The following is a 25,553-nucleotide window of genomic DNA, read 5'->3' on the forward strand; positions in this document are numbered from 1 at the left end:
CCGGAGCCATAGCTGGTGTCTTGCCGTTGATCCAGTGGCTATCGCCGTCCCAGCAAACTCTTCACGCGGTTGCGCAGCAGGCGGGCCATGTTGCGGGTCTCGCGGTAGAGATGCAGCTGCGAGGCGGCCTGGCGGGCGAGGCGGTCGGCATCCGGCGTCAGTCCGATCACCAGCGAGCCCATCGGCTTGCGCTCGCTCCACAGCCGGCTCATCACCGGGTGGTCGGGCACGGCGCAGGAATCCGTCATCATGATGTTGGGGTCGTCGAGATGCTGCCTGGTCACCTCGATCATCAGCAGCGTGCCCGGCGAATAGGTCGCCAGCGTCTCGTCATAGGCGGTCTTCCAGGTGTAGGCGACGCCGGCTTCGACGAAGACGACCAGGCAGGCGATCGTGCGGCCGTCCAGCGTCAGCGAATGGATGCGGCACATGTCGTGCTCGGCCAGCCGGTGCACGGCTTCGCGGGCAAAGGCGGCGCGGTAGCGGTCGATGGCCATGGCGGTGCGCTCGCGGCCCTTCCAGCCGGCCGCCTCCAGCGTCAGGAAACTTTCGATGGCGTGGCGGATTTCGTCCGGTCCCCGCGCCACGACATGCTCCAGCCTGCCGAGATCCCCCAGGCGCCGCTTCAGGCGGCGGAATTCGCGGTAGTGGTGCGCGCGCAGCGATGCTTTCAGATACGCCTCGCCGTCGAGGGTGCTTTCGAGCACCGGCCGGTCCGCCTTGCCGGTGGTGACCATTGTCAGGCCGCGCGTCTCGGCAACGGTGGCCAGCACGCTGGCCAATGGGCCGTCGAGCCGCATGTCGGGCAGCACGAAGACCTTCGGCAGCTTGAGATGCGGCCGCGACAGCATGCCGAAGAAATCCTCGACGACGCCGATCGGGTCGTCGTGGTCGACCAGCGGTGTGCCGATCGGGCCGAACGGGCTCGACCAGGTGCGCATCACCGGAACGCCGAGCGGCACGGCCGGCCTTTCGACCGAGAACGGCACCAGCAGGCGCAGCCGGTTGCGGTATTCGTCGCCGTCGCGGATCACCGCCAGCTTGACCTCGCGATCTTCCAGCCGGGGCATGGCCGGCGCCAGAAAGCGCGGGTTGAAGAAGACGTTGGGCTCGATCGTGCGGGTGCACAGATAGTCGAGTTCCTCGACCAGTTCGAAGCCGGCCGAAGCCGGATAGATCGCCAGCTTGCGCAGCGGCCGGTTGTTGGCGAGGATCTCGAGATGCGCCGGATCGGCGTCGCGCGCCAGGCCGGCAAGGCCGGACACCATGGCGCCGGCCGGACCGCCGCTGGTTTCCTCGATCAGCGGGATGGCGGCCATCAGGCGGCTCCCTCGGCAGCGGGCACGAAGATCAGCATGACGATGCCGAGCTTGCGCCAGACGGTGAAGGACAGGGCGCTGGCCTCGAAGACCATGGCGAGGCTGGTGGCGATCGCCGCCCCCCACAGGCCAAAGAGCGGGATCAGCACCACGTTGAGGCCGATGTTGAAGGCCAGCGTCATGGCATAGACGGCGGCGCAGATGTTCTGGTTGCCGCTCATCGTCAACAGGCTTTCGCACGGGCCGACGGCGGCGCGCGCCACGACGCCGAACACCAGCAGGAACAGCAGCGGATAGCCGGCGGTGAATTCGGGGCCGAACAGCACCAGCATCGGTTCGCCGAGCGCCAGCACCAGCAGCGCCATCAGCAGCGACGGCCAGAACGTCCATGACACCGTCTCGCGGGCGAAGGCGGCGAGCTTTTCCGGCTCGCCATGGGTGAACTGCGCATAGCGCTGGGCAACGCCGGCCTTGACGGAGAAATAGACGAAATGCACCAGCGCCAGCGTCTTGACGGTGGCGAAATAGACGGCGACGTCGTTGGGCTGAAGATAGGCGCCGACCATCAGCACGTCGGCGTTGGTGAGCAGGAAGAAGAAGCTTTCGACCAGGAAGATCGGCAGCGAGACGATGAACCACTCGCTGAAATGCACCTTCATCGGCCCGGCCGGGATATTCCTGCCCATGCGCGTGGTCACGCCGATGAGCTGGCCGAGCGTGGTGGCGTAGGTGGCGGCGATCGAAGCGAAGATCGCTGTCCTGGCGTCGGGCGCATAGCCCATTGCCAGCATCAGCGCCATCAGCGCCAGGATCAGCACCGGCCGCACCAGATAGGTCGGCGACAGCGCAAACAGCGCCCAGGAATTGGCGCGTGACTGGCCTTGCAGCAGGTCGCCCATGGCGATCATCGGCAGGCAGAACAGGCCGAGGATGAAGGGCATGACATAGTAGCTCTCGATCCAGTTCGCGCACAGCCAGACGCCCAGTGCGCCTAGTCCGGCGATTGCGGTCGAGGCAATCAGCACGAACAGGCGGCTGGCGACCACGATGCCGCGCAGCTCGGCCAGCATGTTGCGTTCGCGGTATTCGGGGATGAAGCGGATGACCGAGGTGTGGAAGCCGAGGCAAGCAAGGTTGCCGACGATGACCATCGTCACCCAGACGAGGACGAAGATGCCGTATTCGAACGAGCCCATCCAGCGCGCCATCAGCACCTGGCTGATGAAGGCGATGACGGCGCTGACGATGCGGATGGCAAAGGCGATCAGCGACATGCGGCCGGCTTCGCCGCGCTCGTCGGCGGTGAACAGCACCGCATCGATGCGGTCAAGCAGAGGCCCCATGCGCAGCGCCAAACGCTGCGGCAAGAACCGCCCGGCCGTCGTCGCCGCGGAAAAGCGCACCCCGATGTCTCTCCGTTTTCCGCCTCTTTTCAAGGTTTCGATGTATCCGAAACACCTTAAGAAAGGGTGGGCAGGTGCGGGTGCGCCGAGGGGCCAAGGACGGCCGCGTGTGCAAGGTGCGTCATCGTATGCCGGGGCATAATAAAAGGCGAGCGAACGCCGGGGAAGACTGGGGAGCCGGTCGGCGTTTCGCTCGCCCCTCCCCCGCCAAGGGGGAAGGCAGGCATCGGGTGTGTCCGGTGCCGGATGTCACATCGGGAACGTTACATCCCCTTCATCGCGTCGCAGGACACGTTCGGGTTCATGTCGGCGAAGGCGCCGGTCGGGTTCTGTTTCCAGGCCCAGACATGCAGTTCGTAGAACGGGCCGAGGCCGTAGCGGTTGGGGGCGCTGTTGAAGTTGAACAGCTGGCCTTCGAGCGAGGCCGGGCCTTTCGAGGTGATGTATTCGACCGCTATCAGCTTCAGGCCGCCGTCGGCCATCGGCTCGTACATCACCGCCTCGGGCTTGGCGACATCGACGGCATCGTCCTTGAGATAGGCGCCGTTGACATAGTGGATGCCCATGGCGCCGCCGGTGATGCCGCTGGCGCAAGGGATCGGCGCGTAGCCTTCGGCGGTGGCGGTTGCCACATTCTCGAAGCGGCTGTTGGCGGCGCGCACCTTTTCGGCCAGCGGGTTGGCGTCGTGCGCCTGGGCGGCCGCACCCGCCGCGATCGAGATGGCGGCGAAAGCCGCGAAGCGTGTCGTCCAAAGAGTTATGGTCATGGTCTTCCGTCCGTTTGTTGACGCTCGAGGCGACGGCGGCCGATCAGGCTGCCCGAAACGCTGCGGCGTTGGTTTAGGATTTGGTTTGTCCGTCCCGGTTCATGCGATGCGGCTTCCGTTGCCGGGCTTTGGCCGCAGCCCTTAAAAACCGTGCAAAATCAACGATCCCAAAAGTAATATTGCCAATATTCCTGCGGGACGTCCCGCTCCGAGAGCCCGATGTCGCGCCTCAGATAGTCGCCTTCCGGGGGCAAGCGCCGCCTTTCAGACAGATACGCAGGCAGCTTCGACGCGAACCGCCATAGACGGCCGAGCACGGAGATTGGCCGGCCGGTCTTTCCCAGGACAGGCCCGATTCCACCGAGCGGCAGGCCATCAGGCAGTTCGCCACGGCCGCGAAGGACAGTTTGATGCTCATCGTCGTGGCGACCGAACGCAGGATCAGAGGTAAAAGTAAGGGTCAAGAACCCGCACCTCCGTGATCTTGTCGACCGGCAGCGAGTTTTTCTGAGCGGTGCTGCGGATCGCTTCGGGCGTCGGCGCGTCGTAGATGCAGAAGCTGTGCTTCTTGTCGGGCGTGACGAAGGACTGGATCCAGGTGACGCCCTTTTCGGCATTGCGCATGACGACGCCGCCGACCGCAGTGGCGCCGATGTCGGTCATCGGAATGTTGAGGCCGTCCGGAAATGTGCGTTCAATCAGATAGCGAGGCATGGAAGACTTCCTTTTCCATTGGTTCACGCTCGATCGGAGCGCGGCTGGACGTTGACCACGCCGGCCCGGCCCGCGCATCGGAACGATTCCCCATATTGGACGGGACGATTCCCTATATTGGCGTCGTTCTTTGTGGAAAGAGGCACGGCAATGTGTGCAAAGTCACATTGCGTCGCTTTCTTCACGGGCTAATCGTGAGCGGCCCGCCATGGTGGGAAAACTCCGATCCTGTGAGACGATGACAATGATGCTTCTGGAACGGCAGACGCAGCTGCAGCAGCTCGAGACACTGCTTGGCGGTGCAATAGGCGGCCATGGCCGAGTCGCGGTGCTGGCGGGGGAGGCCGGCGCCGGCAAGACGGCGATTGTCGAGGCGTTCGCGGCCCGTGTCGGGCAGAGCGCGGCAATGTTGCGCAGCGCTTGCGAGGATCTGTCGATCCCCGATCCGCTGGGGCCGCTTTACGATCTGGCCCGTGAGGCGCAATGGGCGCTGCCGCGCGCAATCGACGCCCGGCATGGGCAGAGACTGCCGCTGTTTTCCGATGCGCTCGACGCCTTTGCGGCCAAGGGACCGAGCCTGCTGGTGATCGAAGACCTGCACTGGGCCGATGATGCCACGCTCGATTTCGTGCGCTTCCTCGGCCGGCGTATCGTCAACACCCACATCCTGCTGTTGCTGACGGCCCGCACCGACCGCAGCGAAGGACAGATGCGGGTCCGCCGCGCCCTGGGCGAAATCCCGGCCGGCAGCGTGGCGCGCATCGACGTGCCGCTGCTCAGCGAGGCGGCCGTGCTGTCGCTCGCCGATGCGGCCGGCCGCGATGGCGACGCCATCTACCGGGCGACCGCAGGCAATGCCTTCTTCGTCACCGAATTGTTGTGCGCCGAAAACGAAATGGCGCTGCCGGCAAGCGTGCGCGACGCGGTGCTGGCGCGGGCCGAGCGGCTGTCGGTTGGCGCCCGGGCCATGCTCGACGCGGTGTCGGTGTTTCCGCGCCGCGCCGACGCCTGGGCCTTGCAAGGCCTGTGCGGCGTCGCCAGCGCCGGCCAGTTGGCCGAGTGTGTCGCCAACGGCCTGCTTGACGATCTGGGCGACGGCTACGCCTTCCGCCACGACATCGCGCGACGCGCCATCGAAATGATGCTGACGACGTCGCACAGGCGGCAGTTCAACCAGCGTGCGCTGGCGGCACTGCTCGAAAATGGCGACGTCTCCACAGGCCGCCTGGTGCATCATGCGGTCGAGGCGCACAATCTGGCGGCGGTGCGCGAACTTGCGCCAATCGCCGCGCGCGAGGCGTCGCGCGTCGGCGCCCATCGCGATGCCGCCGGCTATTACGAGATCGCCTTGCAGCAGGCCGACAGCCTGCCGGTGATCGAGCGCGCCGCGCTCTACGAAAGTCATGCCTTCGAGTGCCATCTCATCGGCAAGATCGATGATGCGCTTGCAGCGCAGGGACAGGCGCGCCGGTTGCATCAGGCAGACGGCAACAGGCTGAAGGAGGGCGACAGCCTGAGATGGCTCTCCCGGCTGAGCGAAATGGGCGATGACCGCGAGGCGGCGGCCGCCTTCGGCGCCGAGGCTGTGGCGATGCTGGAAGCGGCTCCCGCCGGTCCCGAACTCGCCATGGCCTATTCGAACCTTTCGCATCTGGCGATGCTGTCGGAGAGGGTGGAGGACACGCTGTTCTATGGCGAGAAGGCAGCGGCGCTGGCTGCGCGGATGAACCGTCCCGACATCGCGTCGCATGCCCTCAACAATGTCGGCTGCGTCGAGCAGTGGCTCAATCCGGATGCGGGACGCCTGCGCCTCGACGAAAGCCTTGAAATTGCGCTCCAAGGCAATTTCCAGGAACATGCCGCGCGCGCCTTCACCAACCGCGCCTGTTTCGAGATCACCCAGATGAGCTACGACGCGGCACGTCCGGTGCTCGAGAGCGGCATCCACTATTGCACCGAGAACGACCTCGGCACCTGGCGCGACTATCTCAGGGGCATGCTGGCCGATGTGCAACTGCGTCAGGGCCAATGGGATGAGGCCGCCGCGACGGCAAGCGATGTCATCGACAATGAGCGGACAACCACCGTGGGCCGGTTTCCGGCGCTGCTGGCACTGGCGAAACTGCGCCTGAGGCGCGGCGATCCCTCGGCCGAGCCGCTGTTCGCCGAAATGGCGCGCCTGGTCGGAAGCGGCGGCGACCTGCAGATGCTGAGCTCTTACGCGGCGCTGATGGCGGAGCAGGCATGGCTGGGCCTGGCCGACAGGCAAGAGGCGTTGGCGCTGATCACCCGCGCGGAAGCGCCGGTGCGCTCGCGTGCCCATGTCGGGGAGCTGGCTTTGTGGCGAACATTGCTCTCTCCCGATATGCCGGCCGGCGACACCGCCGACATGGCGACACCATACCGGCTGCTTCTAACCGGCGACTGGCGTTCGGCTTCGGCACTCTGGGCCGAATTGAATGCGCCATACGAGCGCGGACTGGCGCTCATCCTCGGCGACGACGAGGGGCAGCGGCTGGCATTGGATATTTTTGACGGCCTGGGGGCAAGGCCGGCAGCCCAGCGCCTGCGCGATATCATGCGCAAGAACGGCGTTGGCGGCATCGCCCGCGGCCCGCGCCGCTCGACGCGCGCCAACCTCGCCGGCCTCACCTTGCGCCAGATGCAGGTGCTGCAGCTGATCGAACGCGGCCTCTCCAACAAGCGGATCGCCGAGCAATTAACGATTTCGCCAAAGACGGTCGATCACCATGTCTCGGCGGTGCTGGGCAAGCTGGATGCGGTGTCGCGCGGCGAGGCGACAGCGACCGCGCGCGATTCGGGGTTGTTGTGAGGTTTTGACGAGGGTTGGACCGAGAGGTCGCGATCCTTCGCACCCCCCTCTGTCCTGCCGGACATCTCCCCCTCAAGGGGGGAGATTGGCTGTGATCAAGGCTTTCGCCAATTGTCGAAGTTGAAAAGGAAGTGGGGCCCGCAACTGCGTGATCTCCCCCCTTGAGGGGGAGATGGCCGGCAGGCCAGAGGGGGGTGCTGTCCCGCCGACCTAATGATCAAGCAAACGCGCCGTGGCAGTGCTTGTATTTCTTGCCGGAGCCGCAGGGGCAGGCTTCGTTGCGGCCGATCTTGCCCCAGGTCGCCTGGTTGTTCGGATCGCGGTCTTCGGGAGCGACGATGGCGTTGCTCTCCTGGCGGACCAGAAGTGCGGTCTCGCCGCCCTCGAAATCGTCCTCGCCCGTGGTGCCGTCAATGTGGCTGCCGAACATTTCAGGCGCTTCGGGCGGCGGTGCTTCGGCGGCCTGGCGGACCAGTTCGACGCGCATCAATTGCGCGGTGACGGCCTGGCGCAGATTGCCGAGCAGCGCCTGGAACAGCTCGAACGCCTCGCTCTTGTATTCCTGCAGCGGATCGCGCTGGGCGTAGCCGCGGAAGCCGACGACCGAACGCAGATGGTCGAGGTTGACGATGTGCTCGCGCCACAGATGATCGAGCGTCTGCAACACCACCGAGCGTTCGACATAGCTCATCACGTCTGGGCCGAAGCGCTCGGCGCGCTCCTTGGCGGCGGCGTCGGCGGCCTTGGTCAGGCGCTCGCGGATGTCGTCCTCGGCGATGCCTTCTTCCTTGACCCAGTCCTCGACCGGCAGGTCGAGATTGAGGAATTCGGCGACCTCGGCCTTGAGGCCGGCGACGTTCCACTGCTCGGCATAGGCGTTTTCGGGGATGTTCTTGGTGACGATCTCCTCGATGACGCCTTCGCGCATCTCGGCGATCGTCTCGGACAGGCCTTCGCCGTCCATCAATTCGATGCGCTGCTCGAACACCACCTTGCGCTGGTCGTTCGAGACGTCGTCGTATTTCAACAGGTTCTTGCGGATGTCGAAGTTGCGCGCTTCGACCTTCTTCTGCGCCTTTTCCAGCGCCTTGTTGATCCACGGATGGATGATGGCCTCGTCTTCCTTGAGGCCAAGCTTCTGCAGCATGCCGTCCATGCGCTCGGAGCCGAAGATGCGCATCAGATCGTCCTGCAGCGACAGGAAGAATTTCGAACGGCCGGGGTCGCCTTGGCGGCCGGAGCGGCCGCGGAGCTGGTTGTCGATGCGGCGCGATTCATGGCGCTCGGTGGCCAGCACGTAGAGGCCGCCGGCGGCCAGCGCCTTTTCCTTCAGGCGCTCGACATCGGCAATGATTTCCTTTTCGCGCGCCTCGCGCTCGGGACCAGCAGGCATGTCGCCCAGTTCGTCCTCGATGCGCATCTCGGCGTTGCCGCCGAGCTTGATGTCGGTGCCGCGTCCCGCCATGTTGGTGGCGATGGTGATGGCGCCGGGTTTGCCGGCCTGGGCGACGATGGCCGCTTCGCGCTCGTGATGGCGGGCGTTCAGCACTTCGAAATCCTTGAACCCTTCCTTGCGCAGGCGCTCGGCCAGCTGCTCGGATTTTTCAATGGAGGTGGTGCCGACCAGCGTCGGCTGGCCCTTGGCGCGCGCTTCCTTGATCTCCTTGACGATCGCCTTGTACTTCTCCTCGACCGTCCGGTAGACCTCGTCGTCCTCGTCCTTGCGGATGACCGGCAGATTGGTCGGGATCTCGGTGACTTCGAGGCCGTAAATGTTGCCGAACTCCTCGGCCTCGGTCAGCGCCGTGCCGGTCATGCCGGACAGCTTCTTGTAGAGGCGGAAATAGTTCTGGAAGGTGACGGATGCCAGCGTCTGGTTTTCCGGCTGGATCGCCACATGCTCCTTGGCTTCGAGCGCCTGGTGCAGGCCTTCCGAATAGCGGCGGCCCGGCATCATGCGGCCGGTGAATTCGTCGATGATGACGATCTCGTCGTTGCGGACGATGTAGTCCTTGTCCTTCTGGAACAGCCGGTGCGCCTTCAGCGCGTTGTTGACGTGGTGGACGATGGCGACGTTCTCGACGTCATAGAGCGACTCGCCCTTGAGCAGGCCGGCCGCGCGCAGCAGGTTTTCCAGCTTCTCGGTGCCTTCCTCGGTGAAGATCGAGGTCTTCTGCTTCTCGTCGATCTCGTAGTCGGCCGGGCCGAGCTGCAGCATGAAGGCATCGATGGTGTTGTACATTTCCGAACGGTCCTCGAGCGGACCGGAAATGATCAGCGGCGTGCGCGCCTCGTCGACCAGGATGGAATCGACTTCGTCGACGATCGCGTAATTGTGGCCGCGCTGCACCATCTGCGCGCGCTCATACTTCATGTTGTCGCGCAGATAGTCGAAGCCGAGCTCGTTGTTGGTGGCATAGGTAACATCGGACGCGTAAGCGACGCGGCGCTCCTCGTCGGACAGGCCATGGACGATGACGCCGACCGAGAGGCCGAGGAATTTGTAGACGCGGCCCATCCATTCGGAGTCGCGGGTGGCGAGATAGTCGTTGACGGTGACGACATGGACGCCCTTGCCGGCAAGCGCGTTGAGATAAACGGGCAGGGTGGCGACCAGGGTCTTGCCCTCGCCGGTACGCATTTCGGCGATGCCGCCATTGTGCAGCACCATGCCGCCGATCAGCTGCACGTCGAACGGGCGCATGCCGAGCACGCGGCGGGATGCCTCGCGGACGGTGGCGAAGGCCGGCACCAGCAGGTCATCGAGCGTAGCGCCGTTGGCGATATCCTGGCGGAATTTTTCCGTGCGGGCCTGAAGCTCGGCGTCGGACAGCGCCCGCATCTCGTTTTCCATGGCGTTGATCGCCTCGACACGCGGCCGGGTCGATTTTACGCGACGATCGTTGGAGGAACCGAAAACCTTACGGGCGAGACCGCCGAGACTGACCATCCGATGGTCCTTTCGATAGAATTCTCAATTTTGAGATGAGCGCCGGCCGGCCCCATCAATTCCGCGTGAAACGCGGACAAACACAAAAAGCGCCCGGAAAACGGTTCTGGACGCAAAGTCGTTGGACAGATAAGAGGGGGCTCAACTGATGTCAACGCCGCGTTAGCCCTATGGGCAGCGCCAAATTCCGCCACAATCCGGCTGATCTGCAAGCCCTACCAATCCCCCCTTGGAGTTAATCTTGATGTCCCTACTGTTTCGCCGTGCGTCGCTCGCCAGCCTTGGCCTGGCTTTCGGCCTGTCGGCTCTGTCGCTGTCTCCGCTGATGGCCCAGGAAGCCGCTCCCGCCCCGGCCGCTGCCGCAGCAGTGCCGGCGGCAGCCCCCGTCGATCCGAACGCCGTCATCGCTACCGTCAATGGCCAGAAGCTGACCGAGGCGGACCTTGGGCTTGCCGAGGGCGAGCTGTCGCAGCAGTTCTCGCAGTTGCCACCCGAGCAGCGCCGCGCCGCCGCCCTTTCGGCAGCCATCGAAATCCGCGTCATGGCCGCCCAGGCGGTCGCTACCGGGCTCGACAAGGATCCCGAATTCCAGCGCCGCATGGCGTTCCTGCAGCAGCGCGCGCTGCATGGCGAGATGGTCGAGAAGGGCGTCGTCGACAAGGTTACCGATGCCGAGGTGCGCGCCCGCTACGACCAGGAAATCGCCAGCACGCCGCCGGTCAATGAGATTCATGCCCGTCACATCCTCGTGAAGACGAAGGAAGAGGCCGAGGCGATTATCAAGCAGCTCGATGGCGGTGCCGACTTCCAGAAGCTCGCCAACGAGCATACCAGCGATCCCTCGGGCAAGACCAATGGCGGCGATCTCGGCTGGTTCGGCCCGGGGCAGATGGTGCCGGAATTCGACAAGGCGGCAGTTGCGCTCGAAATCGGCAAATACACCAAGGAGCCGGTGCAAACGCAATTCGGCTGGCATGTCATCAAGCTCGAGGACAAGCGCACCAAACAGCCGCCGGCCTTCGACGACGTCAAGGACCAGGCCAAGCAGGCGGTGATCCGCGACAAGTATTTCGCACTGGTCAAGCAGCTGCGCGGCGCCGCCAAGGTCGAAATCCCCGACGCCAATCTGAAGAAGGCCGTCGACACGATGGAAGCCGGCAAGTAAGGCCGGCACCGAAAAAACATGCAAAGGGCGCCGTTCGGCGCCCTTTTCAATTGCGGGAGATGCCTGACATCACATAGCGGACAGTGGCAAGGATTGTCGCCTCATCTTCGTCCAGCCGGTTGGTCAAAAGGTGTTTCCAGGCATAGGAAGCGATGAGGTCGGCGACCAGCGCTGCGTCGATATCGGCCGCAACCTCGCCGCGCGCTTTGGCGCGCTCGATGATCCGAGCGGTGTGGGACACGCGCCCATCGGCATAGCCAGTCAGGGCCGCGGCCGCCGCTTCGTCCGACTGGGCCTCGGCGATCAGCGAGCGGAATACGCTGCCCGAGGATGTGTCGCGCCAATGCGCGAAGAGGTTCCTCAGGAAACCGACGAGGTCGTCTTCGAGACTGCCGGTATCGGGGACGTCGACACGCTTTTGCCGCTTGTAGACCTCTAACAGCAAGGCCGCCTTGCTCGGCCACCAGCGATAGATCGTGGGTTTGCCGGCGCGCGCCCGCCGCGCCACCGCCTCTATGGAGAAGCCGGCATAGCCGGCCTCGACCAGCACCGCCTCCGCGGCCTCGAGAATGGCCTCGGCGCTGTCTGGGTTGCGCCGCGCCCCGATCGATCTGCGCGCCGGATCCTCGCCCATGTCTGTCCTCGCCAACAATCTCGCCGGCAATATAGGTGAGCTGGCAGGCAAACGAAACGGCCCGTTTCCAGCGCTTGTAGAAGCAGGTCTCACATTCGCCCTTCGCGGGCATTTTCAGTTCATCGCTTGCGAGGTTTCCGAGGCGATACGCCACTGGCCGTCGCTCTTCACCAGCCCAAGCGTGACTCGTGCCTTGCCGGTCATGCGCGCCGCCGATTTGTCTTTCGACATATAGTCGTAGCTCATCGCGAACACGGCTTCGGCGCGGTTCTCGCCCTGCGGCGTCACCTCGAGGCTGCCGGGCTCGAGACTGAACGACCAGGATGCAAATTGCGCGAACCAGTCCGTCTTGAGCTTGACGACGGCGTCGCTGTCATAGCGCGTGCCGAAGATGGTGGCGGAAGGCGCATAGAGCCGCTTGACGGTCTCGCCGATCGCCGCGGCATCGGGCGCAAGATAGTCGTCGCGCAGGAATTTCTCGATTGCGGTCTTGTCGTCGCCTACAGACCGTTCGAGTGCCGCAACCTTTGTTTCGGGCGCCGGGGGGACGGCGGGCTTCGGCTGTGCGACCGTTTCGCCGCCGGGCACAAACTCAAACCGTTCGAGCAGCGAACCCTGTTCCCATGGGCGCTGTCCCTCGCGGGTTTCGGAGACCACGTCGCGGCGCACCGCGATCATCATGTCGTTGATGCTCTGGCCGGGCTCGGCCATGTGCCGCAGCAGGGCGGCGGCGAACGGCGAATTGCGTCCGGTGCCGTCCATGGCGACAGCGCCTGGCGCCGTCGAGAAGGCGATGAAGGAGCCGCGCGTCGAATCGAACTGCGCCAGACCGGCAAGCGCCGTTGCCGAGCGCGTGGTGGCGGTGCGGCTCAGGCTGCGGGCAAAGGGATTGTTGCGGCAGGCATCGAGAAAGACCAGGCTGACCTTGGTCTGCTGCTCCATGATGTCGAGGACTTCGTCGATCGGCACGGCTTCGAGCTGCAGCTTGACCGGCATGTCGAGCCGGGCGTCGACCGGCACGATGTAGTTGCGCCCTTCCACCTGCAGGCCGTGGCCGGCGTAATAGAAAAGCCCGACGCCCGCACCTTCCAGCGCATCGGAAAATTCGCCGATCTTGCGCTCGAGTTCGCGCTTGCCGAGATCGTTGCCCTCGATGACTTCGAAGCCGATCGAGCGCAGCTTGCCGGCAATATCGAGCGCATCGTTGACCGGATTGGTGAGCGTGCCGGCTTCGGCATAGGTGCCATTGCCGATGACCAGCGCCACGCGCCGTTCCGGCTGCGCATCGGCGCTCAGGAGCAAAAGCCCCATAAACGCCACTGCCAAGATCACCAGCCTGCCCATGGCCGATATCATAACGCCAGAGGCCCCGGTGACGCCAACGGATTTGAAATGCAAGCTTAATCCCTGGTGGCTTGCCGACAGCGGCGGCCAAGAAAACGCCCTTGCGCCGGGCCGTGCTATCGGGCAAACCGGCCTTCGCCCAGCGTTTTTCCCTCGCCCGAGGTCTCCAATGTCCGCAACGATTTCGCCGCTCGCGCCGAAGAAATATCCCAAAATGCCTGCCATTGAGGGCGTGCGCATCGCCACCGCAGAGGCCGGGATCAAGTACAAGAACCGTACCGACCTCTTGGCCATGGTCTTCGATGCCGGCACAGCGGTTGCCGGCGTGTTCACGAAGTCGAAATGCCCCTCGGCGCCGGTCGACTTCTGCCGCGAGAACCTTGGCGCCGGCAAGGCGCGGGTGCTGGTCGTCAATTCCGGCAACGCCAACGCCTTCACCGGCAAGAAGGGCCGCGCCTCCACCCAACTGACCGGCGAGGCCGCGGCCAAGGCCGCAGGCTGCACGCCAGGCGAAGTGTTCCTCGCTTCTACCGGGGTAATCGGCGAGCCGCTCGACACCACCAAATTCAGCCATTTGCTCGCCGGACTGGTCAAGGACGGCAAGCCGGATCTGTGGACCGAGGCCGCAAAGGCCATCATGACCACCGACACCTATCCGAAAGTGGCGACAGCGACGGTCAAGCTCGGCGACACCGACGTCATCATCAATGGCATCTCCAAGGGCGCCGGCATGATCGCGCCCGATATGGCGACTATGCTGTCCTTCATCGCCACCGATGCGCCGATCGCCGCCCACGTGCTGCAGGACTTGTTGTCGCGCGGCACGGCCAAGACCTTCAACGCCGTCACCGTCGACAGCGACACCTCGACCAGCGACACGCTGCTGTTGTTCGCCACCGGAGCCGCTGCCAAGCGCGGCGCGCCCGCCATCAGCGATCCCAAGGATGCGCGTCTCGGCGCGTTCCGCCGGGCGCTGGGCAAGGTGCTCAAATCGCTGGCGCTGCAAGTGGTGCGCGACGGCGAGGGCGCCCGCAAGCAGGTCGAAGTCACCGTTACCGGCGCCAAATCGGCGCGCTCGGCCAAGCGCATCGCGCTGTCCATCGCCAATTCGCCGCTGGTCAAGACGGCGGTTGCCGGCGAGGACGCCAATTGGGGCCGCGTCGTCATGGCCGTCGGCAAGGCCGGCGAGCCGGCCGATCGCGACCGGCTGTCGATCTGGTTCGGCGACAACCGTCTGGCGCATGAGGGCGAACGCGACCCGGGCTACTCCGAGGAAGCGACCTCGGCCTATATGAAGCGCGACGACATTCGCATCCGCGCCGATATCGGTATCGGCCGCGGCAAGGCGACGGTGTGGACCTGCGACCTCACCAAGGAATATGTCGCCATCAATGGCGATTACCGGAGCTGATGGAGTTGGCTTCCAGGCATCCGGCAAGCATGCTCGCCATCGTGCGCCGCTACGAGGCTGCGGGGTTTCGCGCCTGGCCGGCGGCGGCCGTGCATTATGACGGCACCTGGGTGGTGCGGCTGACAGCCGGCCATCCGGCCAAGCGGCTGAACTCGGTCAACCCGCTCGATCCCGGCGACACCCAGCACATTGCCGAGCGCATCGGCCGCGCCAGCCGGCGCTTCGACGCCTATGGCAGGCCGCTGACCTTCCGCATCTCGCCGCTGTCGGGGCCGGACCTAGCCAAGCATCTCGACAATGAGGGCTGGAGCACATTCGACGAATCCCTGGTGATGCGGCTGCCGCTGGCGGACGCGCAACTGGCGCCGGCCATGGACCAGATTCCGCTGAAGGATATCAGCCGCTTTCTCGGCGCGTCGCTCAAGGTCAGCGGCTCGGATGCATCGCTGCGGCCCGGTCTTTCGGAAATCATCGGCGCCATCCAACCCGAAGTCGGGCTGTTTGCGCTGGAGGAAGGGGCCGACCCTCTGGCGGTGCTGATCTGCGTCCATGACGGCGATCTTGCCGGCCTGTTCGAGATCGCCACCGCCAAGTCGGCGCGCAATCAGGGCCATGGCCGCAACCTGATCCTGTCGGCGCTGAAGTGGGCGAGGCTGCGTGGCGCTCGCGAAGCCTGGCTGCAGGTCGAGGCCGGCAATGCGCCGGCGCTGGCGCTCTATCGCTCGCTGGGCTTCGACGAAGTCTATCGCTACCACTATCGCCGGCCGCCGGGCGCATGAGCGAGATCACCGGCAAACGCCTGCTGCTGGTCGCCGCGTGCGCGCTGGTCGATACCGATGGGCGGGTGCTTCTGGCGCAGCGGCCCGAGGGCAAACAGCTTGCCGGCCTGTGGGAATTTCCCGGCGGCAAGGTAGAGCCAGGCGAGACGCCGGAACAATGCCTGATCCGCGAACTGCAGGAAGAAATCGGCATCGAGACTGACATTCCTTGCCTGGCGCCGCTCACCTTCGCCAGCCATTCCTATGATGATTTCCATCTCCTGATGCCCCTGTTCGTCTGCCGCCGCTTCCGCGGCATCGCGCAGCCCAGGGAAGGGCAGGCGTTGAAATGGGTGCGGCCAAAGCAGATGCGCGACTATCCCATGCCGCCGGCCGACGCGCCGCTAATCCAGTTCCTCATCGACCTGTTGTGATACAAAGCCATTTCGCGGTCTGATCTAGCCAGCGTTAATGGAAGATTTATCTCGTCGTGAAAAATTGCGGCAAAGCGGGTTCGCGGGGAGCGATTGCATGAGCCTCGACAGGGAATGGGACTCGATCCGGCCAGATCGCAGCTTTCGCGCCGCCGGCGTCGGCTTATTGCGCGTCACGCTGTTGTTCGGCTCGGCCGCAGTGGCGCTGGCGCTGATCGCGGTCCCCGTGCTGGACAACCAGACGCGATCATCCAGCCGCGATGCTCTTGCAGGCGGTCTCGACCCGATGAGCACGGGTTCGATCGGCTCGCGGGCCACCTATACGCTGCGCAGAAGCGTGCTGCAGCCCTCACCGAACTCAGTCTGCATCATCCGCGCCGACGGCCAACGCAGCGGCGACTGCTGACCAACAAGGTCGACACCAGCTTGAGAACTTCCTCAACGTAGGCCCATTTCACAGCCTGTTAAGCTTGTGCCGTTAACCTTTCTTAACAGGTCGGCGATATGGTCGGGGATGAGAGGGATCGACGATCATGAAGCCATTGCTGCGCCGATTTTTGCAGGACGAAACAGGCGCCACGGCCATTGAATATGGCCTGATCGTTGCGGTGCTGTCGCTTGCCATCGTCGGGGGTGTCGGCAAGGCCAGCAATGCGATCCAGTTTCTGTTCAGCGACAACAACAGCAGGCTCGCAAACGCCTTCGCCGAGCACTGATCCGGAGCGCCGTCACCGCCCGCCGGGGTTTTGCAGTATCGTCTTCAGCGAGACCTTCGCCGAACCCGGTTTCAAGGGCTTTTGCTGCGAGGCATCGGGCGCCCAGCCCGACATCCAGACGATGGAAAAGCTTGCCCTGATGCGGCCATCAGCGTCCGAAAAGCGTTCGGCATAGATTTCGGCGGCACGGGTAAAAAGCTTTCGCGCTCCCGGTCGCCGGCTGCGATCAGTCAGCGCGCTGGTTTCGCCCATCGCCCTGAGATCGGCAATGAGGTCGAAGAGGGTATCGTAGCGGACGGTCACCGATTCGACGTCGGCCACCGGCAGCGCCAGTCCGGCGCGCTGCAGCAGTGCGCCGGCGTCGCGAACATCGGTGAAGGGGATGACACGCGGGCTGGCGCCGCCATAGAGCTCGGTCTCGGCGGCGAGCAGGCTTTCGCGCAATTCGGAAAGCGTGCCGGCGCCGGCAAAGGCGCCGAGGAAAAGCCCGTCGGGCCGCAGAGCGCGGCGGATCTGCACCAGCATGCCGGGAATGTCGTTCATCGCCTGCAACGACAGAAGTGAAACGACGAGGTCGAGGCTTTCCGGCTGGAACGGCACTGTTTCCAGCGGTGCTATCAGCCCTGGCCGGCCGTCCAGAAACGCTGGATCTGCCTCGACGCGCACGATCTCCGCTGCCTTGCCGCTTGCAGCGACCACGTCCGTTGCGTCCGGCGTCTGGCAAAACAGCACCGCGGCCTTGCCGAATTTCCGCTCGACCGCGCCGAGCCGGTCGGCAAGGTCTTCCGCCGCCCGCCGCATCAGAAAATCCGCGCCGGCTACGGGGTGGGCCAGCGCCCTGCGCTTGCGCACCAGCCAAAGTTCAGTATCGATGATCGGCTGCAACGGTAGACATCCCTGTTTGTCCGTCTAGTGATATCCTGGCGCGGACGACAAAACCACGTGGCCGATCCGGTGATGGAGATCAAGAGCCTCGCTCAAACCATGTTGAAACTGGCCATGTTGGACTGGCCGGCGCGGATGCTGTTCCCGCCGGTCTGTGCCGGCTGTCGCAGGCACGTCTCGCAACCCGGCGTTTTGTGCGGTGCCTGCTGGCCGAAACTCAGGCTGCTGGAGCGGCCATGGTGCGCGGTGATGGGCACGCCATTCACGCACGATATGGGCGAGGGATTCCTGTCGGCCGAGGCGATCGCCGATCCGCCGCCGTTCGAGCGGGCGCGGGCGGCCGTGGCCTATTCAGGTGTCGCCCGCCAGATGGTGCAAGGTCTGAAATACCAGGATCGCACCGATCTGGCGCCGTGGATGGCGCGCTGGATGCTGCGCGCCGGCGCTGAGCTAATTGCAGACGCCGATGTCGTCGTACCGGTGCCGCTGCACTGGCGGCGCTTCTTTCGCCGGCAGTTCAACCAGTCGGCGGAGTTGGCAAGGGCGGTTGCGCAGCTTAGCGGGCTGCCTTTCTCGCCCTCGGCGGTCCGGCGCGTCAAGCTCACGCGCCAGCAGGTCGGGCTGGAGCGGCAGGAGCGCGAGGCCAATGTCCGCGCCGCCTTCCGTGTGCCTGCGGAAGCCGAAATCGAGATCACTGGGCGCCGCGTGCTTCTGGTCGACGATGTCTATACCACCGGCGCCACCGTACGCTCGGTCGCCAGGGCGCTGAAGAAGGGCGGCGCCGGAGCGGTCGATGTGCTGACCTTCGCGCGTGTTCTGCCGGGGGACTTTCGGGCCGACGAGTCCGCGACTATATAAGGTCGAGGAAAGGCACGGACCGATGCTCGATGTGACGATTTACACCCGTATGATGTGCGGCTATTGCGCGGCGGCCAAGCGGCTGCTCGAACGCAAGGGCGTCGCTTACACCGAGCATGACGCTTCGTTTTCGCCGGAATTGCGCCAGGAAATGATTTCGCGGGCTCATGGCCGCTCGACCTTTCCGCAGATTTTCATCGGCGACACGCATGTCGGCGGCTCCGACGACCTCCACGAATTGGAGGCGCGGGGCCAGCTGGACAGGCTGCTTGCCAACGGCTCGACGACAAAGAGCGGTTCGTAGGGCCGCTCTATGTCTTTGTTTTTATGCAATTTCGGACGGAAAACCGGTACACACTTTTCCTGGAATTGCTCAAAGAGGACGTGACGATGGGTGTTTTCAAGGCGGCGGCGATCCAGATGCGTTCGGGCGAGAGCCCCGAGCGCAACGCGGTCGATCTCGAACGGCTGGTTCGCGAGGCGGCAGGCCTCGGTGCAACCTACATCCAGACCCCGGAAATGACCGGAGCGCTGATTCGCGACAAGGAAGCCAGGGCTGCTTCCTTCACCTCGGAAGACAAGGACATCGTCGTGGCGACCGCGCGCAAGCTCGCCAGCGAACTCGGCGTCTTCTTGCATATTGGCTCTACCGCCATCCTGCGCGCCGACGGCAAGCTCGCCAACCGGGCGCTGCTGTTTGGGCCGGATGGCGCGACGCTCGCCACCTATGACAAGATCCACATGTTCGACGTCGATCTCGACAATGGCGAAAGCTGGCGCGAATCCGCCGCCTATGAGCCGGGCACCGAAGCGGTCGTCACCGAGATCGACGGCGCCAGGCTGGGCTTTGCCGTCTGCTACGATCTACGCTTTCCGCAGCTGTTCCGCGCCGAGGCGATGGCCGGCGCCGACCTCTTGTCGGTGCCTGCCGCCTTCACCCGCCAGACCGGCGAAGCGCACTGGCATGTGCTGCTGCGAGCCCGCGCCATCGAGAACGGCGCCTATGTGGTTGCTGCAGCACAAGGTGGCCTGCATGAGGACGGCCGCGAGACCTATGGCCATTCGCTGATCGTCGACCCGTGGGGTCGCATCATCGCCGAGGCCGTCCATGCCGAGCCGGGCGTGATTATCGGCGAGATCGATACCGCACAGTCGTCGGCCGCGCGCAAAAAAATCCCCAACCTTAGGAATGCGCGCGATTTTGCCGTCAATGCCGGCACGGCTGAAGTGCCGCGGCTCAGGGGCGCGGCTTCGTGATCCGCTTTGCCCTGATCTGCGAGCACGAGCACGAATTCGAGGGCTGGTTTCGCAGCAATGACGATTTCGACACGCAGAGGAAGCGCGGTTTCGTCGATTGCCCGAGCTGCGGCTCGCACAAGGTGCAAAAGGCGCTGATGGCGCCAGCCGTCTCCACCGCGCGGAAGCAGGAAACAATTGCGCTGGCCATGGGCGAAACCCAGAAGCAGGCTTTGGCGCAACTGAAGGCGATGGCCGAGAAGGTGCGCGAGAATGCCGACTATGTCGGCGACAAGTTTGCCGAAGAAGCGCGCAAGATCCATTTCGGCGAGAGCGATGCGCGCGGCATCTATGGCGAGGCGACGTTGGACGAAGCCAAGAGCTTGGCCGAGGATGGCATCGATTTCATGCCGATCCCGAGTTTTCCCGAGGAGCGCAATTGAGCGATCAGCTGGCGCTATCGATCAATTTGCCAAGCAACTGAGCCAGTGCCCCCCGCTCCGTGCCGGTGAGCCCGGCGAGGATTTCATGCTCGTTGGCGACGTGGGCGGTCAGGGCTTCGTCGATCAAGGCCAGACCTTTTTCGGTCAGTTGCACGACAATGCCACGCCGGTCGTTGGGGTGCGGGCCGCGCAGGATCAGTCCGGCCTTCTCCAGCCGGTCGAGCCGGTTGGTCATGGCCCCAGAGGTCACCATCGTCGCCTCGTATAGAGCGGTCGGTGTCAGCGCGTAGGGCTGGCCGGAGCGGCGCAGCGTCGCCAGCACATCGAATTCGCCGGCCTGCAGCCCGAAACGGGCAAACAGCGGGGCGAGGCGCTCGCGGGCGATTAGCGACGAGGCTTCGTTCAGCCGCCCAAGCACCAGCATTGGCGACACCTCCAGGTCCGGCCGTTCCCGCTTGGCTGTTCGGCGTTGGCGCTTTCGCCCCGCTCAGGGCCGTGCCGCTGGTTGTCGTGGCGCAAGTCGCTTCGGCCTCGGCGATGTTTGCCTTCTTCTTCCGGCTGCAGGCCGTGGGCGGTCCGGTCTATCTCAGCCAGATCGGCTATGTGGCGGCGGCCGTCGGCCTGTTTGCCGGAACCATCTTCCTCGGCGAGCACTACCAGTTGCTGACTTGGGCCGGCGCGGTGATCATCACCATCGGCGTGATCATCACCACCAAGGCGCAGAGCCAGAAGGCATAGGGTCTTTGGTTTACGCAATTCCCTAGGCAAAGCGCTATGCGCTTTTCCCGGGAAAACCGCTTCACACTTTGCTCGAACTGCTCAAGCTCAAATTTGGCTCGCGTCGAGGCGCTTCCGTAGCGCCGGCGGGGCGACGTTTCGCCAGGCCGTCCGAACTGCGCTGCGGAATGTCTGTTCGTCGCAGGCTTCGAGCATAATCGACGTCCATCCCTTTTGGCCCCAGCCGCCTGTCACGGGCCTGAAAACCGATGGCTCAGCCGCGGCCATCATCTCTTGCTGGTCGCGGTCGAGCTTGACGACAGCACGGTCGGCTTCGGGCAGCGAGACGAAGATACGGTTGCGGACGCGGAAGTCAGCCTTGCCGAAATGCGATTGCTCGACCGTTTCGGGCAGATCGAGCGCCAGCTCTCGGGCCCTCATAGTGTCCACGGCCGCCCCTTCGTTCAGACCGATCGTTTTTCCGCCAGCACCATATAGTTGACGTCCATGTCCTTGGAGCGTGCCCAGCGGTCGGCGAGAGGATTGTAGGTCACGCCGGTACGGTCGATGATGGTCATGGCGGCGCTGCCGAGCGCCTTTTCAAGCTCTTCGGGCCGCACCAGCTTGCCGAACTGGTGGGTGCCGCGCGGCAGCCACCGCAGCACATATTCGGCGCCGATGATGGCCAGGCCCAGTGCCTTCAGCGTGCGGTTGATGGTAGCCACGAACATGATGCCGCCGGGCTTGACCATCTCGCCGCACTTGCCGATGAACAGGTCGACATCGGCAACATGCTCGACAACTTCCATGTTGAGGACGACGTCGAATTTCTCGCCGGAATCGGCCAAATCCTCAGCGGTCGTAGCGCGATAATCCACCGTCACGCCGCCTTCGGCCGCGTGCAGCTTCGCCACCTCGATGTTGGTTGCCGAGGCGTCGGCGCCGACCACTTCGGCGCCAAGCCTTGCCATCGGCTCGCACAATAACCCACCGCCGCAGCCGATATCGAGGAAACGCAGGCCTTCGAACGGCCGCGCCGCCCGCGGATCGCGGCCAAAGCGCGCCGCCACCTGGTCCCGGATATAGGCAAGCCGGACCGGGTTGAATTTGTGCAGCGGACGGAATTTGCCGTTCGGGTTCCACCATTCGGCGGCAAGCGCGGAAAAGCGTTCCACTTCTCCGGCATCGATTGTCGATCGTCGTGCCTCTGGCATGGGGCGGGTCTCCTCGGACGCTAGGAAGTCGGGTGCCGGGGCAAGAAAGTCAAGGACGGTTTTTGCGACTGCTGGCTAGTCGACCTATGGCCTCGAGATCACAATTGCCGAATGTTCCATCGCAACACTTGCGGGATCGATGGCCCGCATCGCTTCGCAATCGCCGATCTCGGCCATGATGCGGCCCGCGGCGGCGAGAGCCTGCTCGCGACTTCGCCAGCGCACCACATCGACCCATCCGCCATCGTCCCGCCGCGCCAGGCAGCGGTTTACGAAACCAGGTTGCCGCGCCAGCCAGTCGGCGACCAGGTTGTTGGCGGCGGCAAAGGCCGCTTCCGCTCCAGGCTTGAGGCGAAAGGTGACGATTTCCAGGGTCTCGGTCATCTTGCGTCCAGCACGTCGCGCAATTTCGCCGCCAGCTGCTCGATGGTGAAGGGCTTGGCCAGGAAATGCACGTCATGGTCGAGCACGCCATTGTGGACGACGGCGTTCCTGGTGAAGCCGGTGGTGAAGATCACCTTCAGCTTCGGCATGCGCGCCAGCGCCTCCTCGGCGAGCTTGCGCCCATTCATCACCGGCATGACGATATCGGTGAACATGAGCGCCACACCAGGGTTGTCGCCCAGCTTTTCCAGCGCTTCCTGGCCGCTTGCGGCATGAATGACGGTGTAGCCGAGTTCGCGCATGGCATCGGTGGTGGAAGCCCGCACGCGTGGATCGTCCTCCACGACAAGGATGGTTTCGGTGACCGGCACGGCAGGATTTCCGGCTCGTTCCGAAGATATGGCGGCCTCTTCCGGGCCGAAGAAGCGCGGCAGGTAGATCCTGATCGTGGTGCCTTGGCCGGGTTCCGAGTAGATCTTGACGTGTCCGCCGGACTGTTTGACGAAGCCGAACACTTGGCTCAGCCCGAGGCCGGTGCCCTTGTCGACCGGCTTGGTGGTGAAAAATGGCTCGAAAGCCCGCTCCATGACGTCCGCCGGCATGCCGGCGCCGGTGTCGCTGACCGCGATCATCACATACTGGCCGTCTTTGACCTCGGCATGGGTGGCGGCGTAGCTCTCGTCGAGGTGGCTGTTGGCGGTCTCGATGGTCATCTTGCCGTCCTCGCTCATGGCGTCGCGCGCATTGACCGCCAGATTGAGAATGGCATTTTCGAGCTGGCTCGGATCGGCATGGGTCTTCCACAGGCCGCCAGCCAGCACGGTTTCGATGCGGATGGTTTCGCCGAGCGCCCGCCGAAGCAGGTCCGACATGCCGGCGACCAGACGATTGGCGTCTACAACCTGAGGCGCGAGCGGCTGCTGGCGCGAGAAGGCAAGCAGCCGTGACGTCAAGTTTGCGGCCCGGGTCGCCGCATCGGTCGCCGCTTCGATGAATTTCATGATGTCGTGCTCGCCCCGCGCCAGCTTGCGCTGGGCGAGGTTCATGGCGCTGATGATCACCGCCAGCATGTTGTTGAAATCGTGGGCGATACCGCCGGTCAGCTGGCCCACAGCCTCCATCTTCTGCATCTGGCGGATCTGCGATTCGGCCTTTTCACGCGTCTGAATTTCGTTGCCGAGCTCGATGTTCTTGCGCATCAGCTCTTCCTGGGCGATGGCCACTGCGCGGAACCGGCGGCGCGAAAGGCGAACCGTGTAGGCGCCAAGCAGGAAGATCGCCAGCAGCGCCGCTATCGAGCCGATTCGCAGCCAGTTTTCGACCCGGTCGGTATGAGCGTCGCGCGCGGCGATGGCTGCGCCGCCAATGCGCCGGATCGTGTCCATGCTGGCCCGGATCTGGTCCATGGCGGCCTTGCCCTGGCCGCTGCGGACCAGTTCCAGAGCTTTTGCCGCATCGCCGCGATCGTAGAGTGCAATCGTCTCAGCCAATTCGGCCTGGTTTTGTGAAAGCGCGTCCTTGACGTGGTTGATCTGCTGCACGAGTTCGTCGTCCGGCGCGGTCATGCCGTCGATGCGGGCAAGCTGGCCCGGAATGGCGTCGACCGCCTGCCGATAAGGCTGGAGGTAGGATTTCTCGCCGGTCAGGAGATAGCCGCGCTGGCTGGTCTCGGCCTCCTGAGCCATCGCAAGCAAACCGGAAAGCAATTCCTGATACTCGACCGCCTCGCGCGCGGCCTCACGATTGGCTCTCTGGGTCTCGACCAGCACGGCGCGTGTGCCGACGATCAACGCCAGCACGGCGAAGCCGATGAACAGCGGCAGCGATTGCCACCGCATGGCGCGTCGAAGGCGAACAATCATTCGATATGCCGGACCAAAAAGGAGTTTCCCGCGGGCAGCATTTGGTAAGCGGCGGCGGGGCCGAACGCAATATGCCGCGATCCTGAAGCCGGCATCCGCCGCCAGCCTTGCGAAACCGTGATCATTTGGCTAAGGAGGCGCGCATTCAGCGGCCGGCTTCTGTCGAGCGCTTACTTCCCCTTTCGGTCCTGGGCCGGCTTCAGTCAAAGGCATTTCGCTTCCATGGCGCGCATCGTGATGAAATTCGGCGGAACCTCCGTCGCCGACATCGCCCGCATCCGCAATGTGGCGCGTCACGTCAAACGCGAGGTCGATGCCGGCCATGAGGTCGCTGTCGTGGTTTCGGCGATGGCGGGCAAGACCAACGAACTGGTTGGCTGGACGCGCGAAGCCTCGCCCATGCACGACGCGCGCGAGTATGACGCCGTGGTCGCCTCGGGCGAGCAGGTGACTGCCGGCCTGCTGGCGATCACACTGCAGAATATGGGCGTCCATGCCCGCTCCTGGCAGGGCTGGCAGATCCCGATCAAGACCGACAACGCGCATGGCGCGGCGCGCATCCTCGACATTGACGGCGCGTTCCTGATCAAGCGCTTCGGCGAGGGCCAGGTGGCTGTCGTCGCCGGCTTCCAGGGCATCGGCCCGGACAACCGCATCGCCACGCTCGGCCGCGGCGGCTCCGACACAAGCGCGGTGGCCATTGCCGCGGCGGTCAAGGCCGACCGCTGCGACATCTACACCGATGTCGACGGCGTCTACACCACCGATCCGCGCATCGAGCCGAAGGCGCGGCGGCTCAACAAGATTTCGTTCGAGGAAATGCTCGAAATGGCCTCGCTCGGCGCCAAGGTCTTGCAGGTGCGCTCGGTCGAGCTTGCCATGGTGCACAGGGTGCGTACGTTCGTGCGGTCGTCCTTCGACGATCCCGATGCGCCCGGAATGGGGGATTTGCTCAATCCTCCGGGAACGCTCATTTGCGACGAGGAAGAGATCGTGGAACAGCAGGTCGTCACCGGAATTGCCTACGCCAAGGACGAAGCGCAGATTTCTCTGCGCCGCGTCGGCGACCGCCCGGGCGTTGCCGCCGGCATTTTCGGCCCGCTGGCCGAGGCCAACATCAACGTCGACATGATCGTCCAGAACATCTCAGAGGACGGCAAGTTCACCGACATGACCTTCACCGTGCCGTCCGGCGACGTGGACAAGGCGCTGGCCGTGCTGGAGCGTCTGAAGGCTTCGATCGGCTATGACGTGGTGCAGTCGGAAGCCGGCATGTCGAAGGTTTCGGTCATCGGCATCGGCATGCGCAGCCATGCCGGTGTGGCCGCCACCGCTTTCAAGGCGCTGGCCGACAAGGCGATCAACATCCGCGCCATCACCACCTCCGAGATCAAGATTTCGATACTGATCGACGGTCCCTACACGGAACTCGCGGTTCGCACTTTGCATTCCGTGTACGGTCTGGATAAGCAGTAGCGAGAGCGATTTGAGTTGTTGCGTGTGCGC

General features: G+C 64.4%; 25 protein-coding genes and 1 pseudogene. 13 read left to right on the forward strand and 13 right to left on the reverse strand.

Annotation, left to right across the window (positions count from 1 at the left end):
- Window positions 1-38: 38 nt before the first annotated feature.
- The 4 genes from NKJ75_RS27565 to NKJ75_RS27580 form a co-directional block, all read right to left on the reverse strand.
- Window positions 39-1,319 carry a GNAT family N-acetyltransferase gene (locus NKJ75_RS27565; protein ID WP_023698693.1) on the reverse strand — a complete coding sequence of 427 codons (1,281 nt, stop codon included), beginning with the start codon at window positions 1,317-1,319 and terminating at the stop codon, window positions 39-41.
- On the reverse strand, window positions 1,319-2,722 hold the full coding sequence (locus NKJ75_RS27570) for a lipopolysaccharide biosynthesis protein (protein WP_023698692.1): 1,404 nt from the start codon (window positions 2,720-2,722) through the stop codon (window positions 1,319-1,321). The genes NKJ75_RS27565 and NKJ75_RS27570 overlap by 1 nt, the downstream gene beginning before the upstream one ends.
- 263 nt (window positions 2,723-2,985) lie before the next feature.
- On the reverse strand, window positions 2,986-3,489 hold the full coding sequence (locus NKJ75_RS27575; RefSeq protein WP_023698691.1) for a hypothetical protein: 504 nt from the start codon (window positions 3,487-3,489) through the stop codon (window positions 2,986-2,988).
- A gap of 441 nt (window positions 3,490-3,930) precedes the next feature.
- The gene (locus NKJ75_RS27580; protein ID WP_023685308.1) at window positions 3,931-4,203 is read right to left on the reverse strand and encodes a DUF4242 domain-containing protein; all 273 of its coding nucleotides are present in this window, start codon (window positions 4,201-4,203) and stop codon (window positions 3,931-3,933) included.
- Between the two features lie 244 nt (window positions 4,204-4,447).
- Here NKJ75_RS27580 and NKJ75_RS27585 point away from each other — a divergent pair, with 244 nt between their 5' ends.
- Window positions 4,448-7,036, forward strand: a complete 2,589-nt coding sequence (locus NKJ75_RS27585; RefSeq protein ID WP_352500421.1) for a helix-turn-helix transcriptional regulator — start codon at window positions 4,448-4,450, stop codon at window positions 7,034-7,036.
- 217 nt (window positions 7,037-7,253) lie between these two features.
- On the opposite strand, the gene secA is transcribed toward NKJ75_RS27585, so the two are convergent.
- On the reverse strand, window positions 7,254-9,986 hold the full coding sequence (gene secA, locus NKJ75_RS27590) for a preprotein translocase subunit SecA (RefSeq protein WP_023672992.1): 2,733 nt from the start codon (window positions 9,984-9,986) through the stop codon (window positions 7,254-7,256).
- A 244-nt stretch (window positions 9,987-10,230) separates the two neighbouring features.
- Between secA and NKJ75_RS27595 the strand changes: the two genes are divergently transcribed.
- Window positions 10,231-11,151 (forward strand): peptidylprolyl isomerase, encoded by a 921-nt coding sequence (locus NKJ75_RS27595; protein ID WP_023698962.1) that lies wholly within the window; start codon window positions 10,231-10,233, stop codon window positions 11,149-11,151.
- A gap of 46 nt (window positions 11,152-11,197) precedes the next feature.
- Here NKJ75_RS27595 and NKJ75_RS27600 read toward each other — a convergent pair whose 3' ends face one another.
- Both NKJ75_RS27600 and NKJ75_RS27605 read right to left on the reverse strand, forming a co-directional pair.
- Window positions 11,198-11,785, reverse strand: a complete 588-nt coding sequence (locus NKJ75_RS27600; RefSeq protein ID WP_023714960.1) for a TetR/AcrR family transcriptional regulator — start codon at window positions 11,783-11,785, stop codon at window positions 11,198-11,200.
- A gap of 114 nt (window positions 11,786-11,899) precedes the next feature.
- Window positions 11,900-13,129, reverse strand: coding sequence for a caspase family protein (locus NKJ75_RS27605; RefSeq protein WP_023731046.1), 1,230 nt, complete (start codon window positions 13,127-13,129; stop codon window positions 11,900-11,902).
- 169 nt (window positions 13,130-13,298) lie between these two features.
- Here NKJ75_RS27605 and argJ point away from each other — a divergent pair, with 169 nt between their 5' ends.
- The 5 genes from argJ (at window position 13,299) to NKJ75_RS27630 (ending at window position 16,448) form a co-directional block, all read left to right on the forward strand.
- Complete coding sequence (gene argJ, locus NKJ75_RS27610; protein ID WP_352500422.1) at window positions 13,299-14,540, forward strand: bifunctional glutamate N-acetyltransferase/amino-acid acetyltransferase ArgJ; 1,242 nt, start codon at window positions 13,299-13,301, stop codon at window positions 14,538-14,540.
- A 29-nt stretch (window positions 14,541-14,569) separates the two neighbouring features.
- Window positions 14,570-15,319 carry a GNAT family N-acetyltransferase gene (locus NKJ75_RS27615; RefSeq protein WP_023713717.1) on the forward strand — a complete coding sequence of 250 codons (750 nt, stop codon included), beginning with the start codon at window positions 14,570-14,572 and terminating at the stop codon, window positions 15,317-15,319.
- Complete coding sequence (mutT, locus tag NKJ75_RS27620; RefSeq protein WP_023685791.1) at window positions 15,316-15,732, forward strand: 8-oxo-dGTP diphosphatase MutT; 417 nt, start codon at window positions 15,316-15,318, stop codon at window positions 15,730-15,732. The genes NKJ75_RS27615 and mutT overlap by 4 nt, the downstream gene beginning before the upstream one ends.
- A 97-nt stretch (window positions 15,733-15,829) precedes the next feature.
- The gene (locus NKJ75_RS27625; protein WP_023686679.1) at window positions 15,830-16,138 is read left to right on the forward strand and encodes a hypothetical protein; all 309 of its coding nucleotides are present in this window, start codon (window positions 15,830-15,832) and stop codon (window positions 16,136-16,138) included.
- A 127-nt stretch (window positions 16,139-16,265) separates the two neighbouring features.
- Window positions 16,266-16,448 carry a Flp family type IVb pilin gene (locus NKJ75_RS27630; protein WP_023672984.1) on the forward strand — a complete coding sequence of 61 codons (183 nt, stop codon included), beginning with the start codon at window positions 16,266-16,268 and terminating at the stop codon, window positions 16,446-16,448.
- Window positions 16,449-16,460: 12 nt separating this feature from the next.
- On the opposite strand, the gene NKJ75_RS27635 is transcribed toward NKJ75_RS27630, so the two are convergent.
- Window positions 16,461-17,333 (reverse strand): methyltransferase domain-containing protein, encoded by an 873-nt coding sequence (locus tag NKJ75_RS27635; protein WP_352500423.1) that lies wholly within the window; start codon window positions 17,331-17,333, stop codon window positions 16,461-16,463.
- A 72-nt stretch (window positions 17,334-17,405) separates the two neighbouring features.
- Between NKJ75_RS27635 and NKJ75_RS27640 the strand changes: the two genes are divergently transcribed.
- From NKJ75_RS27640 to NKJ75_RS27655, 4 genes are all read left to right on the forward strand, one after another.
- On the forward strand, window positions 17,406-18,191 hold the full coding sequence (locus NKJ75_RS27640) for a ComF family protein (protein WP_196814971.1): 786 nt from the start codon (window positions 17,406-17,408) through the stop codon (window positions 18,189-18,191).
- 22 nt (window positions 18,192-18,213) lie between these two features.
- Window positions 18,214-18,495, forward strand: coding sequence for a glutaredoxin 3 (grxC, locus tag NKJ75_RS27645; protein ID WP_023804564.1), 282 nt, complete (start codon window positions 18,214-18,216; stop codon window positions 18,493-18,495).
- 86 nt (window positions 18,496-18,581) lie between these two features.
- Window positions 18,582-19,448, forward strand: a complete 867-nt coding sequence (locus NKJ75_RS27650; protein WP_023804565.1) for a carbon-nitrogen hydrolase family protein — start codon at window positions 18,582-18,584, stop codon at window positions 19,446-19,448.
- The gene (locus NKJ75_RS27655) at window positions 19,445-19,870 is read left to right on the forward strand and encodes a DUF1178 family protein (protein WP_023685783.1); all 426 of its coding nucleotides are present in this window, start codon (window positions 19,445-19,447) and stop codon (window positions 19,868-19,870) included. The genes NKJ75_RS27650 and NKJ75_RS27655 overlap by 4 nt, the downstream gene beginning before the upstream one ends.
- 4 nt (window positions 19,871-19,874) lie before the next feature.
- On the opposite strand, the gene NKJ75_RS27660 is transcribed toward NKJ75_RS27655, so the two are convergent.
- Window positions 19,875-20,294 carry a MarR family winged helix-turn-helix transcriptional regulator gene (locus tag NKJ75_RS27660; RefSeq protein WP_352500424.1) on the reverse strand — a complete coding sequence of 140 codons (420 nt, stop codon included), beginning with the start codon at window positions 20,292-20,294 and terminating at the stop codon, window positions 19,875-19,877.
- A gap of 35 nt (window positions 20,295-20,329) precedes the next feature.
- On the opposite strand from NKJ75_RS27660, the pseudogene NKJ75_RS27665 reads away from it, so the two are divergent.
- Window positions 20,330-20,608, forward strand: a pseudogene (locus NKJ75_RS27665) (EamA/RhaT family transporter); the annotation flags it as partial.
- 87 nt (window positions 20,609-20,695) lie between these two features.
- Here NKJ75_RS27665 and NKJ75_RS27670 read toward each other — a convergent pair.
- The 4 genes from NKJ75_RS27670 to NKJ75_RS27685 form a co-directional block, all read right to left on the reverse strand.
- Window positions 20,696-21,028: an MmcQ/YjbR family DNA-binding protein gene (locus tag NKJ75_RS27670; protein WP_023685781.1), complete on the reverse strand. Its 333-nt coding sequence runs from the start codon at window positions 21,026-21,028 to the stop codon at window positions 20,696-20,698.
- A 23-nt stretch (window positions 21,029-21,051) separates the two neighbouring features.
- The gene (ubiG, locus tag NKJ75_RS27675; RefSeq protein WP_023672976.1) at window positions 21,052-21,801 is read right to left on the reverse strand and encodes a bifunctional 2-polyprenyl-6-hydroxyphenol methylase/3-demethylubiquinol 3-O-methyltransferase UbiG; all 750 of its coding nucleotides are present in this window, start codon (window positions 21,799-21,801) and stop codon (window positions 21,052-21,054) included.
- Between the two features lie 84 nt (window positions 21,802-21,885).
- Complete coding sequence (locus NKJ75_RS27680; RefSeq protein WP_023685779.1) at window positions 21,886-22,185, reverse strand: antibiotic biosynthesis monooxygenase; 300 nt, start codon at window positions 22,183-22,185, stop codon at window positions 21,886-21,888.
- Window positions 22,182-24,023: a CHASE3 domain-containing protein gene (locus NKJ75_RS27685; RefSeq protein WP_023712843.1), complete on the reverse strand. Its 1,842-nt coding sequence runs from the start codon at window positions 24,021-24,023 to the stop codon at window positions 22,182-22,184. Before NKJ75_RS27685 ends, NKJ75_RS27680 begins: the two co-directional genes overlap by 4 nt.
- A 246-nt stretch (window positions 24,024-24,269) precedes the next feature.
- Here NKJ75_RS27685 and NKJ75_RS27690 point away from each other — a divergent pair, with 246 nt between their 5' ends.
- Entirely contained in the window at window positions 24,270-25,523 is a 1,254-nt protein-coding gene (locus tag NKJ75_RS27690) for an aspartate kinase (RefSeq protein WP_023685777.1), read from the forward strand.
- The last annotated feature ends 30 nt before the right edge of the window (window positions 25,524-25,553 follow it).

The organism is Mesorhizobium sp. M0058 (assembly GCF_040323095.1).
Lineage (GTDB): Bacteria > Pseudomonadota > Alphaproteobacteria > Rhizobiales > Rhizobiaceae > Mesorhizobium.